Origin of the sequence: Bacteroides sp. 519, assembly GCF_010500955.1 — a bacterium.
Taxonomy (GTDB): Bacteria; Bacteroidota; Bacteroidia; order Bacteroidales; family Bacteroidaceae; genus Bacteroides.
Genome location: NZ_QVMJ01000021.1, coordinates 23,430 through 39,898 on the forward strand (window position 1 = coordinate 23,430; position 16,469 = coordinate 39,898).

Sequence of the window (16,469 nt, forward strand, 5' to 3'; positions counted from 1 at the left end):
AATAGTTATGAAGAAAAACACAGTTAAAGTTAAATCGCACAAGTGTAGGAAGATCCTCACTTCATGCTTTATTTTTCTATTTGTTTTTTCAACAACAGTGAAGGCAATAAACATTGATGTTGCTACCCAAAATGTCACTGCTAAATTTACAGATGTTTCGCTTAAAGATGTGATTTGGGAATTACAGAAGCAAACAGATTTTACTTTCATCTATAGCACAAACGATGTTAAAGGTGTAGTTGTTAAGAATGTAAGCGTTAATAACGAAATTGTAACTCAGGTATTAGATAAATGTCTGAAAGATTCGGGATTAACATACAGTATTCACAATGGTGTAATTGCTATTAAAAAGGTTGAATCTCCTGTAATAACAACTGCACAACAACAAAAATCAGCTGTTGCCGGACAGGTTGTGGATAACATTGGCGATCCGATGCCGGGTGTAAATGTGTTGGTTAAGGAAACCAAACAAGGATCTATTACCGACCTGGATGGACGTTTTTCTATTGATGTAACACAGGGTCAAAAAGTTACATTAGTATTCTCATTTATAGGATTTGCAACGCAAGAAGTGGTAGCAACCGCAGGAAAAGCAATCCGTATTGTTATGGAAGATGATGCAAATGTACTGGACGAAGTTATTGTAACAGGTTATGGTACATTCAAGAAGTCAGCATTTGCAGGATCGGCATCTACAGTAAAAATGACGGAGAAAGAAGATGTGCCTGCGGTAGATTTTAAAAATCTATTGCAAGGTAGTGCTTCGGGAGTACAAGTAAATGCCTCCTCGGGCGCTCTTGGTGGAACATCGAGTGTTACTATTCGCGGACTAGGTTCGTTTAATGCTTCTACAAGTCCGTTGTATGTAATTGATGGCGTACCGGTAATGACAAGTATTTCTTCAAATCTTGATGCAGGTACCGATATTATGTCTACCCTTAACACATCGGATATTGAAAATATCACTGTAATTAAAGATGCAGCAGCAGCTTCTTTATACGGTTCGCGTGCAGCAAATGGTGTGATTATTATTACAACCAAATCGGGCAAAGAAGGAAAAGCATCTTTCAATTTGAAAGCCGACTGGGGATTTTCTAAATATTCAACTCCGTTTCGTGAAGTTATGGATGGTGCTGAAAGACGAGAAACTTTTTGGGAAGGATTATATAATCAAGGTATCTATTTAAAAAGTATGTCGGAAGCTCAGGCAAAAGAGTATGCTGATAAAAATATAGATTTATGGGCGCCTGCACCTAAAGCAGGTACAGCACTTACAGAATGGGCAGATTGGGAAGACGCCTTATATCGTTCGAGTGCTCCTTATCAAAATTATGAATTCTCCGCTTCCGGTGGTGATAAAAGAACCAGTTATTATGCCTCTCTTTCATACAACAATCAGGATGGTATTGTTAGGCAACAAACACTGGAGCGTTATACGGGTCGTTTGAATGTAAAATATATGATGACGGATAAGCTACAACTTGGCGCAAATATTTTGTATTCCCGCATGACTCAACAAGCTAGTTCCGAAGGTTTACAATACACATCTCCTATGTATGCAACCCGCCATAAGGTTTCGGCCTCCGATCATATTTATGAATTAGATGGATCGTATAATGTTAATTTACTCGAAAACGGCAAGCGTAATCCAGTTTCTCAAATGGAACTAAATTACAGACGAAATATTGTTGATCGTTCATTCAACACCATTTACGCAAATTATACATTTATACCCGGATTAGTGTTTAATACTACCTTCAGCCTTGACCATACTAATACTGCATACAAATCGTGGACAGATCCACGTTCAACTGATGGTAGTAGCGATAATGGTTCAATGGGCAGCAATATGTATCAGTTTGACCAAATGGTTTGGAAAAATAATTTAACCTACGATACCAAAGTAGCTGATAAACATAATCTCGACTTCTTGCTAGGTTATGAAACGCACGAGTACAAACGCCAATATCTATCAGGTGGAATTAAAGACTTTGCAACTGTGGAAAAGCACAACATTTCTAATGGTGCAAATATTACCGGATTATCAGGCTATACAGATAAGGGTTGGAGACTTGTTTCTTATTTAGGACGCGTAAATTACAACTTTGATAGTAAATATTATTTAGGAGCAAGTGTGCGTACCGATGGTAGTTCGCGTTTACATAAAGATAGTCGTTGGGGTACATTCTGGTCGGCATCCGGAGCATGGCGAATATCTTCCGAATCATTTATGGATGCTGTGAGTTCAGTATTAAGCGATGTTCGTCTACGTGTATCTTATGGTAGTAATGGTACATTACCAAGTAATTATTATGATTATATGGATTTGGTAAAGTTTGGCTATAAATATAATACGAAGCCTGGAATCCTAGAATCTCAAGTTGGTAACAAAAATTTAAAATGGGAGAAGAACTACAACTTAAACCTAGGTTTGGATTTTAAATTATTTGATAGGTTAAATGTTACTGTTGAGTATTATAATCGTAAAACATCTGATTTGTTAATGGATATGCCATTATCCAGAACAACAGGTTTCAGTGATATTCTAACCAATATCGGTAGTGTACGTAATCAAGGGGTAGAAGCCGAAATATTTGCTGATATTGTTCATTCAAAAAACTTCTCCTGGACATCTTCCTTAAATTTAGGTCATAACAAAAACAAAATTTTGAATTTAGGTGGTGAAGAAGAAATCATTGGTTCATATTATATCAGGAAAGTTGGTCAGCCGTATTATCGTTATTATGTGAAAGAGTTTGCTGGAATAAATCCGGAAAACGGTTATCCTACCTATTATATAAATAATCCGGAAAATCTGGAAGATAGAACAACAACTGAAGACGCTTCTAAAGCTAATTATATAATGTATAAAGGTGCAGATCCCAAATTAAATGGAGGATGGACCAATACATTAAAATATAAATGGTTCGATTTAGGATTTACATGGACATTTACACTGGGTGGATATTCATACGATCAGGGAGCTGCTAAACTGGAACATGCAGGGAAGTCGGAAAAAGGTGCTGTTCAGCAGTTGTATCGTAACAGATGGAAAAAACCGGGTGACAATACCAACATTGAAATGTTTATGGTAGGTAATTCGTACAGTATGGCCAGTGTGGTAAATTCCAGACGTATTCACTCTACTGATCATCTTCGTTTGAAAAGCTTAACATTTGGTTTTTCATTGCCTAAAGATTTAGTTAGAAAAGCATCTTTACAGAATGTACGTTTATATTTCTCAGGGATGAATTTATTAACCTTTGTGGGATATGATAATTACGACCCGGAAGTTCCCAGAAGCGGTGTTGTTGATTTCGAAGCTCCAAAAATGAAAACATTAACTTTTGGTATTGATATTAAGTTCTAACCTATAAAACAATAACACAATGAAACAAATATATTTATTCTCGATTATAGCAGGTATATTGCTCCTGTTTTCGTCATGTGGGAATGGCTGGCTAGATGAAATGGTACCTCAGGAAGAAGTTGAAACAGAAAAAAGTTTAAATACTGCTACCGAAGCCGATTATATGCTAAATGGTATTTACACAGTTTTCCGTAATTATCAATATTACGGAGCACGATACACTTACTATGGTGATGCGAAAGGTGAAGATATGCAAGCACGTGGCGATTCTAAACGGGTTGCCAGATACTATTTGTTAACATGGAATGCAGTAAATGCTCCAAGTAATTTCTGGTCATATCCGTATACAGTTATCAGAAATGCGAATAATGTTATTAAATTCACCAATAAGTTTGATGGGGACGAATTAACCAATGAACTTAAAAATATAAAAGGTGTAGCATTAACAATGCGCGCTATGGCTCACTTTGATTTAGTTAAAGTACATGGCATGCCATACACTAAAGATAATGGTGCCTCTCTTGGTGTACCTGTTATTACTGAGATTTTACCTAATAATGCAAAACCAGCAAGAAATACTGTTGCCGAAGTATATACACAAGTTATTAAAGACCTGGAAGATGCATCTACATTAATTTCAAAATCAAAGAGCGATGGAAAGTTAAATTGGTTTGCTACACGTTTATTGTTATCACGTGCTTATTTATATAAAGGAGATAATACAAAAGCCTATGAAATATCTACCGAGTTGATTGCAGAAGCTACTAAAGGCAATACATACCGTCTTTTTACGAATAAGGAATATGGTGATGCCTGGAAACAACAAACCGGTTCGGAATATTTCTTTGTTATCATGAATGATGCAGCCGAGATTAGTGATTCTAAGGAGTTTATTAGCTATCTGATGCATCGTTCGGGTTACGATGATATAAGTTTAAGTTCGGATTTTATGAAGATTATGGACGAGGACCCAGATGATGTACGACATAAAATAATTGATCGTTACAGCGAATCCAATAGCAGATGGTATTTGGGTAAATATCTATCTCCCAGCTATAGTGTATCTAATATTCCGGTACTTCGCATTTCCGAAGCTTATCTAATTGCGGCCGAAGCAGCAATTAAGCTTAACGATAAAACTGCTGCTACCGAATACCTGAATGCTATAGTAACCCGTGCTAATCCGGAGAAATCAGTGTCGGAAGATGAAGTAGATCTTGATAGAATACTGCTGGAACGCAGAAAAGAATTAGTAGGTGAGGGACATCGTTTGTTCGATGCTATGCGCAACAACAAGAAGATTATTCGTGCCGGCAAATCGCACAGTTCTTCATTGTTAACATCTCAAACAAAAGAATTTGATTGGGATTTCCCATTAATTTTAATGCCAATACCAAGAACAGAAATGAATGTGAATTCAAATCTTGTTCAGAATCCGGGATTTGGTAACTAAGTTTTTACTCAACAAATTTTCTTTTGGGGGTGTCAAATGAATGATCATACTTTTGACACCCCTTTCTCTAAATTAAACGTTTCTAAATAAGACTATGAATATTTGTAGTAAACTAATTTTGTTTCTTATTATTACCGGTTTGGGTACAATAAATAGTAGTGCTATAACCAAAGAAGAGCCAAAAGAAAAAAATGCCGACGGACCATATTTGTTTTACTTACCAGATGGTAACAAACGTATTATATCTGTAGATACAAATGGCTGCATAAAAGATACAATATTTGCATCTACAAATTTTATATTGCCAGTAACGTCCCATTCCGGCAAACACAAATTTGAAGTACAATTACACCCAATTACCCGACAATCTTGTAAATCCCCTAAATCAAAAAAGCTATTTGTTATCTCCGATCCACACGGTAATCTTGATTGCTTTGTAAGTGTATTACGTAGCAACAATATAATTGACGAAAGTTATAACTGGATTTATGGTAAAAACCATTTGATAATTCTGGGCGATGTATTCGATCGTGGAAAAGATGTTCTCCCCATATTCTGGTTAATCTATAAACTCGAAAAGGAAGCACAGGATGCAGGCGGACAATTATCTTTCCTTTTAGGCAATCATGAACCAATGGTATTAGCCGGAGATTACCGGTATATGGATAAAACTTATAAGGAACTAGCAGAAAAACTAAATATAGATTATAGGGATATGTTTGGCCCTGATACGGAGTTGGGTTGTTGGCTAGCTACCCGGAATGCGATGCAGATTATAGGAAACGATCTATTTGTTCATGCAGGTTTGAGCAAAGCTTTTTTAGAAAAAAATCTGTCTGTAGAACAAGTAAACGAAGAATTGAGTAGAGGACTATTTATGTCGAAACAGGAAAGAAAGGAACTATCACCATTAACCGAATTCCTCTATGGAAGCGAAGGACCAATATGGTACAGAGGTATGGTACGTAACGATGAAAAGTACAATCCTTTACATATAAACGATTTGCAATTAATCCTGAACAGGTATAAAGTGAAACGAATTATTGTTGGTCATACCATATTCCCAGATATTAAAACACTATATGGCAGACGGGTTATAACAGTAAATGTGGATAATAAAAAGAACTTTGAGTCTGTTACAGGAAGGGGAATACTGATTAAAAACAGCAAAACTTTTGTAATCAGTGACAAGGGAATTTTAAAAGAACTATATTTGTAAAATTGATGATATGAAGAGGTTGATAAAATTTTGGTTTTCGGAACCCTGGGATTGTGAAATTCCAGGGTTTTACCGTTTTAACCAAATTAAGCCTTATCAGCTCCTTTACTTCCCATAGCAACATTTTTACTACGCTCAATAGATTGAAGGGCCAGGTAATTATCGCCAAAATTATCCATGTTATCAATTTCGGTATCAAACTGATCCTGATGATTTTCTTCCTCAATAACCAATTGCTCAAAAACAGCTTTGGTGGCCGAGTCGGCCAATTCAGCACATTCGCGTGCCCATTGGTTATAATGGTCAATAGAATCGGTTTCCATTTGTTCGGCCTTTTTCAGCATGCCTTCAACATCATGTATTTTTTCAACATGAGCAGAAGTTACCATTTCAACCTCACCTTTGAGAAATAAAATACGTTCGGCTAGTCTTTCCACATGCATCATTTCAACAATTGCAATGCGTTTAAACTGGTTAGATAGGAAATCGTACCCCATATCGTCGAGCCGGAAGTGAAAATACATATACTGATGCACAGCTGTTAATTCCTCAGAAACGGCTTTATTGAGCAGTTCAATGCTTCTTTCTCTTTTAATCATAGTGTTTGAATTTTTATTTGTTACTGTTTTGATAGTAAACAAATAGATTAAAAGAATTGTTTGGAAAGCAAGGTGAAAACAGAGAAAAAAAACCTTATCTTTACATTACAAAAATATAAATAGCATGTTTTTCGATAATTATAATCAGCATAAAGATGCGAAAGTCCGTCCATCATTACTCTGGGAATATGATATGGAGGGTTTTGATTGGCAAGAAATGCGAACTGTAGTTGTACAGCGTGTAATAGAACGTGGACGAATGGACGATTTCTATGCTATACTTAATATGTATGGTTTAGAAGGGGTTAAAATTGCTATAAAGGAAATACCTTATTTGAACCCCAAAGATAAAGCTTTCGTTTGTAACATATTTGAAATTAAGAAAGAAGAATTGAAATGTTATATAAAGAAACAGTTTTCCCATCAACATTGGAACTCCTGAAAAGGATAATGAATGATAGCGCATTGAATGAATTTGTATTGGTAGGTGGAACCGCATTGTCATTACAAATTGGTCACCGTATAAGTGTCGATTTGGATTTATTCTCCAATACATCTTTTGATGAGGAAGAATTATCTGCGTATCTTTTATCTGCGTACGATTTGGAACTGGATTTTATTTCTAAAAGAACAGTTAAAGGTGAAATTCAGGGAGTTCAAATTGATTGCATAGCTCATCAATATCCATGGGTTTCTTCATTTAATATTCTTGAGGGGATTCGATTAGCTAGCTTATTGGATATTGCCGCAATGAAGTTAAATGCGGTTTCGGGTAATGGTACTCGTGTTAAGGATTTTATTGATCTTGCTTATCTGTCTGGTTATATGTCTTTTACTGAGATGTTGAAAGCGTATACAAAAAAATATAATGCAAATCCTGTTATAGCTGTAAAATCTATTACATTCTTTGATGATATTAATTTTGATGAGCCAATAAAAATGATTAATGGTGGGAGATTGAGTTGGAAGAAGATAGAAAAGAGACTGTTGGATATGCAGAGGAATGCTGATAAAGTCTTTGAGTTAATATGAAAGATGTGGGTAACTCTTTCAGAGTTATAGTAGCTTTATCTAGGACCTACCCCGGACAAGCTTTCACAAAGCGCAGTCCGGGGTAGGCCCTGAAATAAACTATTATAACTCTGAAAGAGTTTCCCCATGTTTAGTTAAAGAAAATACCTATCTTTGGCAAATAATGAACCTTTTGTTTATGTCAAACTACCGCCAAATTCTATAGTATGAATAATGTAGGCTAAATAAGCTCGGTGTATTATCTTTCTTCTAATGTAATTCCATCCATACAGAAATAAGCAGGAGTGTTCATATATCCATAATCTTCATCATTATCAGTAGAACTCAGCTCAAATTTAATAACTTCAGCATTTGCAATAGGAGAGAAGTCTACCCATGTCCAGTCTTTGATAATTGTATTTTTTCCATCTCTATAGTCAGCCAAGTAAAAATCAATGGAACCGATTTTTTTATCATTAACATCGTATCCAATGATGGTAAGTTTGAACCAATCTCCATCTTCGAATTTTGTTTTATTTTGGTAACCATCATTACCATCTTTAATAGCAAGGTATGCATAAGTGCTGTTGGTAATCCAAGCCCCTTTAATAGTATAAAGATCTGATTTAAGTAAATTGATTTGTGGAGGATTTGCCATACAAACAGTTAAATAGGTTGTGCCATTTTTCCCTTTACCAGCTATTGCACTATTATTGCTATATCCTGGCGTTGTAACATCTGTTTTGTTGGTATAAGTAAAACCTCCTCCAAAGCCACCTGCCGAATAATAATGACTGAATTCTAAATTATTGGAAGGGTCATTAAATTTACTTTTGTAATATCCCCAATCTAATGGCGGAATAGGTTCTCCATTATCAGTTGTAAACTCACTATTGGCCTCCGTCAATTTACCTTCAAAACTAATAACAACCTGAGCTTTGTCGTCATCACTATCGCACCCAACAAAAATAAACGCTACTGTAAATAACAGTAAGAGAGATAATTTTTTCATAATAAATACTTTAATGTTTATGTTAATTATTAAAATGTAAATCCTCAATTGTAGAAATCTCTGTTGATGATTCTCCCATCCAGCCGCAAACCTGATTAACGGCTGTATAGATCCTGATGAAATCAATACCATCCAGTTTCACAGGCTTGCCCTCTTTATCCACTGCCCAATCAATCTTAAACTGGCAATGTTCTGTATTATTGGCTTGATTATCAGCATAACCCCAAGCGTATGGATATTGCACCCAGTTACTTCCTTCCTGAACCCCATTATCAGGCAATCGGGTACCACGGAAAGTCAATTGATCTTCTTCAATCCAGGCAGGATAATAGGAGTTATCTTTATGAAATGAATTTCTGGGAATGGTACCTTCGTTTCCTTTATTATCAGTCCATTGGATAGCATCCAGAGATGAGGCCGGACGATAATAAGTTATCTCATAATCCCGGATTGCTTTATCCGATGCATATTCGCTTCCGGCAATTTCGTACCATTCATCATCGGGGAGTCCATTGCTGTTACTGTCTTTAGAAACAAACACTATACCTGGTTCGGAACTTCCATTGCCTTGAGAACTCCAACTGGCATTTCCATATATCTTGAAATCATATTCACCCTCAATGTTGCGAATGGTTTGATTGAAGCCAATGGTAATAGATCCGCCATAGGCTCCCAATGTAAGTAAAGAGCGTTTTTTGATCTGTTCGCTCGCAAGTTCCAGAACCTTATCATAACCGAAGCCTTCACGATAAGCAGTAGTAATAGTATTCATAAATTGACTTGGCGCGGGCCTATATTCCAGTACTTTTGTTGCAAAAGCAGTTGGAGCGTTCGGGTTTTCGGGTGCATCATCAATTATACTTTGCGAAAGTTTATCGCTGAACACTATTGTGTTAGGATTTAAACCAACATTGTTTAGCCGGAATTGTAACTGCCCCTGTGGATTGAAACAAAGTACATCTCCTTTCACCTTATAATCATAAGCATCTGTAATATATACATTGCTGCTATATGGGTTAACTGTAATACTGAAAGGTGTTTGAATAACTGTTCCATCCGTTATAAAGTTTTCCTGTTCGGTTTGGCCGGTCGATAGATTGAAAACCTGAATGGTTGATTGTTTTGTTTGATGGTTATAGTTGAACAGATAAGCAAATTCATCGCTGATAGTAAAATCAAGTACTTCTTTGTTCCAGCTTTGATGTACTTCATCTGTTTGGCTATCTATCTGAATAAACTTTTTGTTGCCATAAGCAGTAAGGTCGCCCCTTACGGCTACATACACATATCCATAATTGTCTGATAGAATTTTTCCAGGATTGCTACCTACTGTTATTTTCTTTATTTCGGAAAAGGTGGGAATGTCTATAACCGATACTGTATTGTCGTAATCAGGATTATCCAATCCGCCTGAGTTAGATACATATAGTTTATTATTCTGCACACAAATACCATCGGGATTTCGTCCAACAGAAACATATTTGTCAATAGATAGGGTGGTGGTATCAATCCGGGCTACTGTTCCATCGAATGAGCATACATAGGCTTTACCTTTGTGGAATGCAATGTTACGTGGCTGGCGCGAACTTCCGTTTTCGGTTAATAATGGGATACGTTTTAAAGATATACCACTATGGATGTCGATAACCTCTATCTGGCTGGATACATTGACAACAATGTAGAGCTTGGAACCATATATATCCATATTGTTTGCAGTATCTCCCAAGCTCCGGCGATTAATATTAAGAAAATAATCGGATACAATCTTATTATCATGAAATGTATAACGGGCCAGTGTGCTGTTATTCAGGTTAAACAATCCTTCGGAAAGGATGTAAAACTCTGCTGTTCCGGTTTCCGGTGAGATGGAACCGGTATCGGGGACTTCGTTGATATCGTGCATATCATCGCAAGAATACAGGAATGTGATGCCAATAAATAGAGCAAACACAGAGACACAGAGACACAGAGCTTTTAAACGTTCAAACAAAATCATAATTTAACCTTTATCGTTGCCCTTACCGAACGTCCCGGCATGGGGAAGTACCGTACAATTTCATAATTCTTATCCAGTATATTTAGCATCTCCACACTAATAGAGGTATCTGCCTTTTTAACTTTGATATTCTTGCTCAAGGATATGCTATGGTCGCTATAACCTTTCAATCTGTTATCGGTTAAATTCTGTCCCAGCGCATACCGTTTTCCCGAATGAAGAAAAGAGTAGGAAAGGGTTACCCACGGCGTTTCAACCGTTGCCTGTCCCGAACCAGATGCCCGGGGCGTGTAAGCTATCTGATGTTTGTAGGTTTTTCCTTCCGGGTCGGTAACATCCAATGCCCGTTGATACGTATGATTACCCGATAAATGGATTTGTACATCCTTATGTGGATTCAAGCTGATGCTTCCGGCAATATCTATTCCTTTGATATCTACTTTGCCCAGATTAACCATGCTCCACACAAATATGTTTTTAGTGGGGATGGCCATGATTTTATTGGTTACCTTATTGTAATAAGCATCGACTGTTGCCGATATGTATGGAATAAACTTATTGATTTCTTTTGCATAAGTTACCCCTACATTGAACTGGCGGGTGTTTTCGGGTAACAAATCGGTATTACCTACCTCCGAATAATATAGATCATTAAAGTTAGGTAATCTGAATATGTCTTTATAGAAAGCCCTGATGCGCAACTCTTCATTTACGAATGGTTTGATGGCCACAGTGGCATAAGGAGTTAATTTCCTGTGATTTCCTGCGGCTGCACCCAGATCGGTTTTTTCATTCATAACAGTGGCAAGTAGCGATGCAGATGCCGTTAACCATTCGTTTACATACTTTCCGGCAAGAACCGTAAGCCATGAATAGCGTGTAGGATCAGCAAAATTATTGGTGTTTGCTCTTAACGTGTTTATACTGCCATCGGTCGAAGCAGAGAATGATAAATTATCAAGTATTCTATATAAGAGAGAGGCCGACAAGTAGTATTCCTGTTGGTAGTAGCTATTGTCTGTTTTACCATCCGAACCTTTATAGTCCGGATCGAGATAACGTTGATAACTCCAATTCCATCTGGCAGACGTTTGGAAAACCCACTGTCGGCAAAACTCTTTCTTATACTGAACTTGAGAGAATGTATTTTTATCCCACAAATGTTGTGAGGCATAATCGTAATAAAGGGTGGTTGCTCCCGGTAATCCTCTGGATGATTGATAATAATAGGTTTTAACCCTGAGCTGTTCCTTCTCCGAAAGATTTCCGAATAATCCGGCTTCGGCACGGAATGTTTGTACATCTGTATTTTTTCGTTTTTCGCGCGATGTACTGTCGTTTGCATTGCCGTAGTGCAAGGTATAGGGATATTTGCCATCGGCCGACATCCATTCGCCATTCACCGATAAAGCCCATTTTGTATTTATTTTCTGTTCAACAGATACAGATGGGTTAACCATACCCCACGAACCGGTTTTAAAAGAAACATGTATATTTGTTTTCTTCCCATTTGCAAAATAGGGAGCTAAGGTTTGTATATTCAGAACCCCGGCAGAGGCAAAGAAACGGGCCGGCAGAAAAATATTATCCGATTGTCCGTTGCTAAGTGTTAGCCGGTCAACATTGTCGAGCGAGAATCGACCGATATCTATTTGTCCGGTTTGAGCATTTGTTAATGTAATTCCATCATAACCAACAGCAGTATGCTCGGCCCCTAAGCTACGTAAGGAAACTGTTTTCAGTCCACCAATACCACCATAATCTTTTATGGTGACACCTGCAAAATGCTTCACGGCATCCGATAGTTGAAGGGCATTTAATCCGGTTAATTGCTCTTTTGTTAATATCTGGGTAGGGGCTGCTGCCCGTACTTCACGGGTTTGCAAATGGTTGGAAATAATAACTTCGGGAATGTTGTATATACGTGCAGTATCTACCTGTGCTGTTTGTGCAGATACAGATGAAGAAGCAATAAGCATGCAAATGCTTATAATGCTATACAAAAACCTTGTTGATGCGTTGTTTTTATTCATAACCCAGATGCTCTTTCCTCGAAAGCATTTGATTAATAATAGCGCATGGCAGGTCTTCTGACTTGTTTCTGTTGGTAAGCACCTTCCCGGTTTAAACCAGTGGTAATAGTGTTTGCTTACAACATTAATGAAACTTACAGCAGCGGGACTGTTCGGGATTTTCACCCGATTCCCTTTTAATCACAACCCTGTACAGGGTTTGGTGAACCAATGCGCCGCAAAGGTAGAAAGTTTTTTTAATTGTCCGATACAATTTGGTTTAAATATTTTTCTACCGCTTCAATAACTGCGTCTTTTAATAAAACGTTTTTGTTTTTATCTAATAAATAAAGTGTTGGAATGGCTTTTAAATCATATGAGTTTTTAATCATAAGTTCCTGTTCTTTATCGTATCCATTAATCCAACTACTTGACAGTTCGGGCAAATGGGCTTTCCATTCATCAACTTCCTCGTCGGGATAAATAGATAGAATAGTAAGTTTCTTTTGATCTAAAAGGTGATTGATTAACATGGAGTTTTTCATTATTCTGGTGTACTCTCCACAAGTATGGCATCCGGGGTTATGGAAATAAAGCAATATGTAATCGCTTTTTAAACTGTGCATTTTTGCCTGTTTGCCATTAGCAAGCGTATAAGTAAAATCTAACGCTTTTGTTCCAAGACGGTTTTTAAGTGCCAGTTGTAGTCTGTCTTTGGGACGTATCTTTTCCATATCCAATAGCGAGTCCGAAGCAATCATTGTTTCGAGCACAGGGATGTAGTATTCCTCGTTCCGGACAGGCGAATTGGGGTCACGCAAGTATTTCTCGGCTAGCTCGGTGAAATAATTGAATGTGATTCTTTTTTGTTCGGCTTTCTTATACATGCTTTTAACTGCATTCTGCGCCTCGTTTAATTGTATAAAGTTTAATAGCTGAATAAAATCGACCCATGCTTGTTCGGTTATATCTTTATTAAGATAGCAGGTGTCGGTAAAATCGTAGTTGTCCCAGTAGTGGTTAGCCAGATATTCGGCCCGTTGTTCGGGAGTGCCGTACATGGGTGGAACATCCGGAATTTGGAATTTCAAACTATCTGTTTGGGTTTCGGTAGTTTCTGATTGTGAGTTAGCGCTTGAAGCATTGCTGTTTTTACAAGCACAAAATGATACAAAGCAAATAAATAAATAGCTAATTATATTCTTCATAATAATGTTGAATTGAATTTTAAATTATCTGTCTTTACTGAGGGTGAAAATAAATTCTAAACCACCACTTTGACTTTTCTTTGCAGATATGTTGCCTCCATGAATAAGCACTGCATTCTTTACAATTGCCAATCCCAACCCGGTGCCGCCAAGTTTGCGCGAACGCCCTTTATCAATTCTGTAAAAGCGTTCAAAGATCCTTTGAAGATGTTCTGCATCAACACCAACACCTGTATCCACAAAGCGAAAGTAATAATAATTTTCATCTTCACGGAAATTATTAATTATAATTTGGATATTATTACCTGCGTAAGCAATTGAGTTATCCATCAGATTCCTGAAAATAGAATAGAGAAGAGAATAATTCCCCCTGATTACCAGCTTCTTACTAAGATGATTAATAATGGTTATTTGTTTTTTCTCTAAATCCAGTGCTACTTCGTTAATGATAGTGGCTACCAGCACTGAAATGTCTACTTTTTCCATTTCAATCATATCGGTAGCTTCGTCCATACGTGTTAATACAGATATATCCCTTAGCAAGCGCGCGAGGCGGTTACTTTGCTCATAACAACGATCCAGAAACATCTTAGCTTTTTCTGGTGGAATATCGGGATTGCTTACAATTGTTTCGAGATAAGCCTGAATGCTACTGACAGGTGTTTTAAGTTCGTGAGCAATGTTTTGTGTAAGTTGCCGTTTAACCAAACTTTGTTGTTCTTCCTGTGTAACATCATTTATTGAAACTTCAATACTCATGTCCTGAAAGATTATGCAACGGATTAAAAATATCCGGCCGTTTTTTTGTACACTGATCTTTCTTCGTAATTCGCTTTTCCTTGCTCTCTTCAGTGCTTTTTGAATAAAATTGGTAATTGGCTGAAACTCGGGTATATCAAAAACCTCTTCTGCTTTCTCTAAAGGTTTGTCCGAAATAATATTAACGTATTGGTTAAAAAGAGAGTTAACCAATATCTCTGTTTTATCTTTTTCAAAAACGCCAAGTCCTTCTTGCGATGTTCGTAAGTGAGCAATAAGTTTTTCGCGCTCAATGTACAATGCCTCCTTGGTGTCGTGCAATCGTTGATAAATGCGGATGATATGTTGCGAAATCTCACCTAATTCATCATCGTCCGAGATGTTTTTCAGTATGTCATCATACGGTTCGTTCTTATCAATATGGATAGCGAACTGCCTTAACTGATTAATTGAAATTCCTAACTTATTAGTAACCCGATAGAAGATGCAAATAAGAATTATTGCTAATAGCATGGCATACCACAAATAATGATATTCGGCTTTTAATGTTTCAACTAATTTATCGGAATAAGGAACAGCCGTTCTGATTATGTAATCATTATATTTTGTTGCAGAAAAAAAGTAGTCAACATCTAAGAATTGGGATGCTCTTCTTACATCGGTTCCTCGTCCGTCTTTAAGGGCTTCTTGTATTTCATGCCGGTCCGATAAATTAATAACCGAATCGGTGTAATTCAAAATATTATCATATAATATATCACCATCCGGATTTAATATTGTCAGGCGTAATTCACTCGAGCAAACCAATTTAAGATAATGCTTAAGATCTGCATCGGGCATAGTTTGGATTCTGATGTTTATATTCTCATTGAGATTTTGCAACTTATTGGCAAGCAGTTCTATTTTATGATCTTTCTCGGTGAAGTGCAGAAACAGAAAAAAACTTGCTACAAATACAAGAAACAGCCCTAATATAGAGACGAACAGCTTTTTTCCAAAAGTCAAAGTGCATTTCTTGTATTCTTGCATATCAATGCTTTTATTTAGCTTCGAAACAATATCCGTACCCTAATCTGGTTACTATGCATTTACCATATTTACCAATCTTCTTTCGTAAGCGGGTAATATTTACATCAATGGTTCTGTCTAAAACATATACCTCGTCTGGCCACACATTGCTGAGTATATCTTCGCGAGAGAATACTCTTCCTTTATGTTTAAGAAGTAGAAATAAAATTTCAAATTCTTTTTTGGTTAAAGCCACCTCTTCATTATCAATGTCAACCTTCTTTTTGCCTATATCAATAACAAGGTTTTCGTGAATAAGTTGTTCGGGTAGCTTTTCATTCTTTTCTTTGGTTGTACGTTTCAATACAGCTTTAACCCGTGCAATAACTTCGCGTAACGAGAATGGTTTCGATATATAATCGTCGGCTCCTACATTAAAACCGGTAACAGTATCGTTCTCGGTATCTTTGGCAGTTATAAAGATAATAGGAATATGGGCGGTTTTTTTATCTTTTTTCAGCATGCTTGCCATGCGAAAGCCGGATATCTCGCCCATCATAACATCGAGCAGTAATAGATCGTAGCTAACAAGATCCATTTTTAAAGCTTCCTCTGCCGAGTTAGCAGTATCTACTGCATATCCTTCATTCTCAAGATTAAATTTCAGAATCTCGGTAAGATCCTCTTCATCGTCAACAACAAGAATTTTGTAATCGTTCATTGGTTTGGTAGTTAGTAGCTAGTAGTTAGTAGCTAGTAGTTAGTAGTGGCTAGTTAGTGACTAGTAGTGTTAGATTCTGTTTAGCAACCTACTAGCTACTA

Annotated in this window: 12 protein-coding genes and 1 riboswitch; of the genes, 5 read left to right on the plus strand and 7 right to left on the minus strand. The window is 37.0% G+C overall.

What is annotated here, in order from left to right:
- Positions 1-7 precede the first annotated feature (7 nt).
- From D0T85_RS15800 to D0T85_RS15810, 3 genes are all read left to right on the plus strand, one after another.
- A complete protein-coding gene (locus D0T85_RS15800) occupies positions 8-3,370 on the plus strand; it encodes a TonB-dependent receptor (protein ID WP_163214496.1) in 3,363 nt (1,120 codons plus the stop codon).
- A gap of 19 nt (positions 3,371-3,389) precedes the next feature.
- On the plus strand, positions 3,390-4,823 hold the full coding sequence (locus D0T85_RS15805) for a RagB/SusD family nutrient uptake outer membrane protein (protein ID WP_163214497.1): 1,434 nt from the start codon (positions 3,390-3,392) through the stop codon (positions 4,821-4,823).
- Between the two features lie 94 nt (positions 4,824-4,917).
- Complete coding sequence (locus tag D0T85_RS15810; protein ID WP_163214498.1) at positions 4,918-6,042, plus strand: metallophosphoesterase; 1,125 nt, start codon at positions 4,918-4,920, stop codon at positions 6,040-6,042.
- An 86-nt stretch (positions 6,043-6,128) separates the two neighbouring features.
- On the opposite strand, the gene D0T85_RS15815 is transcribed toward D0T85_RS15810, so the two are convergent.
- Complete coding sequence (locus D0T85_RS15815) at positions 6,129-6,641, minus strand: ferritin-like domain-containing protein (RefSeq protein ID WP_163214499.1); 513 nt, start codon at positions 6,639-6,641, stop codon at positions 6,129-6,131.
- A gap of 124 nt (positions 6,642-6,765) precedes the next feature.
- On the opposite strand from D0T85_RS15815, the gene D0T85_RS15820 reads away from it, so the two are divergent.
- Together D0T85_RS15820 and D0T85_RS15825 are read left to right on the plus strand one after the other, a co-directional pair.
- Positions 6,766-7,083 (plus strand): hypothetical protein, encoded by a 318-nt coding sequence (locus D0T85_RS15820; RefSeq protein ID WP_163214500.1) that lies wholly within the window; start codon positions 6,766-6,768, stop codon positions 7,081-7,083.
- Positions 7,038-7,673 (plus strand): nucleotidyl transferase AbiEii/AbiGii toxin family protein, encoded by a 636-nt coding sequence (locus D0T85_RS15825; RefSeq protein WP_203558502.1) that lies wholly within the window; start codon positions 7,038-7,040, stop codon positions 7,671-7,673. Before D0T85_RS15820 ends, D0T85_RS15825 begins: the two co-directional genes overlap by 46 nt.
- A gap of 238 nt (positions 7,674-7,911) precedes the next feature.
- On the opposite strand, the gene D0T85_RS15830 is transcribed toward D0T85_RS15825, so the two are convergent.
- The 6 genes from D0T85_RS15830 to D0T85_RS15855 form a co-directional block, all read right to left on the minus strand.
- Positions 7,912-8,664, minus strand: a complete 753-nt coding sequence (locus D0T85_RS15830) for a DUF4465 domain-containing protein (protein ID WP_163214501.1) — start codon at positions 8,662-8,664, stop codon at positions 7,912-7,914.
- Positions 8,665-8,686: 22 nt separating this feature from the next.
- Positions 8,687-10,660, minus strand: a complete 1,974-nt coding sequence (locus D0T85_RS15835) for a DUF5074 domain-containing protein (protein WP_370459987.1) — start codon at positions 10,658-10,660, stop codon at positions 8,687-8,689.
- The gene (locus D0T85_RS15840; RefSeq protein WP_239060751.1) at positions 10,657-12,639 is read right to left on the minus strand and encodes a TonB-dependent siderophore receptor; all 1,983 of its coding nucleotides are present in this window, start codon (positions 12,637-12,639) and stop codon (positions 10,657-10,659) included. The genes D0T85_RS15835 and D0T85_RS15840 overlap by 4 nt, the downstream gene beginning before the upstream one ends.
- A gap of 83 nt (positions 12,640-12,722) precedes the next feature.
- Positions 12,723-12,920, minus strand: a riboswitch (cobalamin riboswitch).
- 9 nt (positions 12,921-12,929) lie between these two features.
- Entirely contained in the window at positions 12,930-13,880 is a 951-nt protein-coding gene (locus D0T85_RS15845) for a DUF5106 domain-containing protein (RefSeq protein ID WP_163214503.1), read from the minus strand.
- 24 nt (positions 13,881-13,904) lie between these two features.
- Complete coding sequence (locus D0T85_RS15850; protein ID WP_370459991.1) at positions 13,905-15,674, minus strand: sensor histidine kinase; 1,770 nt, start codon at positions 15,672-15,674, stop codon at positions 13,905-13,907.
- A gap of 4 nt (positions 15,675-15,678) precedes the next feature.
- Entirely contained in the window at positions 15,679-16,368 is a 690-nt protein-coding gene (locus D0T85_RS15855; RefSeq protein ID WP_163214505.1) for a response regulator transcription factor, read from the minus strand.
- Positions 16,369-16,469 lie beyond the last annotated feature (101 nt).

Coding starts and splice junctions, on each gene's coding strand:
- D0T85_RS15800 (WP_163214496.1), top strand. CDS start 8: ATGAAGAAAAACACAGTTAAAGTTAAATCGCACAAGTGTAGGAAGATC.
- D0T85_RS15805 (WP_163214497.1), top strand. CDS start 3,390: ATGAAACAAATATATTTATTCTCGATTATAGCAGGTATATTGCTCCTG.
- D0T85_RS15810 (WP_163214498.1), top strand. CDS start 4,918: ATGAATATTTGTAGTAAACTAATTTTGTTTCTTATTATTACCGGTTTG.
- D0T85_RS15815 (WP_163214499.1), bottom strand. CDS start 6,641: ATGATTAAAAGAGAAAGAAGCATTGAACTGCTCAATAAAGCCGTTTCT.
- D0T85_RS15820 (WP_163214500.1), top strand. CDS start 6,766: ATGTTTTTCGATAATTATAATCAGCATAAAGATGCGAAAGTCCGTCCA.
- D0T85_RS15825 (WP_203558502.1), top strand. CDS start 7,038: ATGTTATATAAAGAAACAGTTTTCCCATCAACATTGGAACTCCTGAAA.
- D0T85_RS15830 (WP_163214501.1), bottom strand. CDS start 8,664: ATGAAAAAATTATCTCTCTTACTGTTATTTACAGTAGCGTTTATTTTT.
- D0T85_RS15835 (WP_370459987.1), bottom strand. CDS start 10,660: ATGATTTTGTTTGAACGTTTAAAAGCTCTGTGTCTCTGTGTCTCTGTG.
- D0T85_RS15840 (WP_239060751.1), bottom strand. CDS start 12,639: ATGCTTATTGCTTCTTCATCTGTATCTGCACAAACAGCACAGGTAGAT.
- D0T85_RS15845 (WP_163214503.1), bottom strand. CDS start 13,880: ATGAAGAATATAATTAGCTATTTATTTATTTGCTTTGTATCATTTTGT.
- D0T85_RS15855 (WP_163214505.1), bottom strand. CDS start 16,368: ATGAACGATTACAAAATTCTTGTTGTTGACGATGAAGAGGATCTTACC.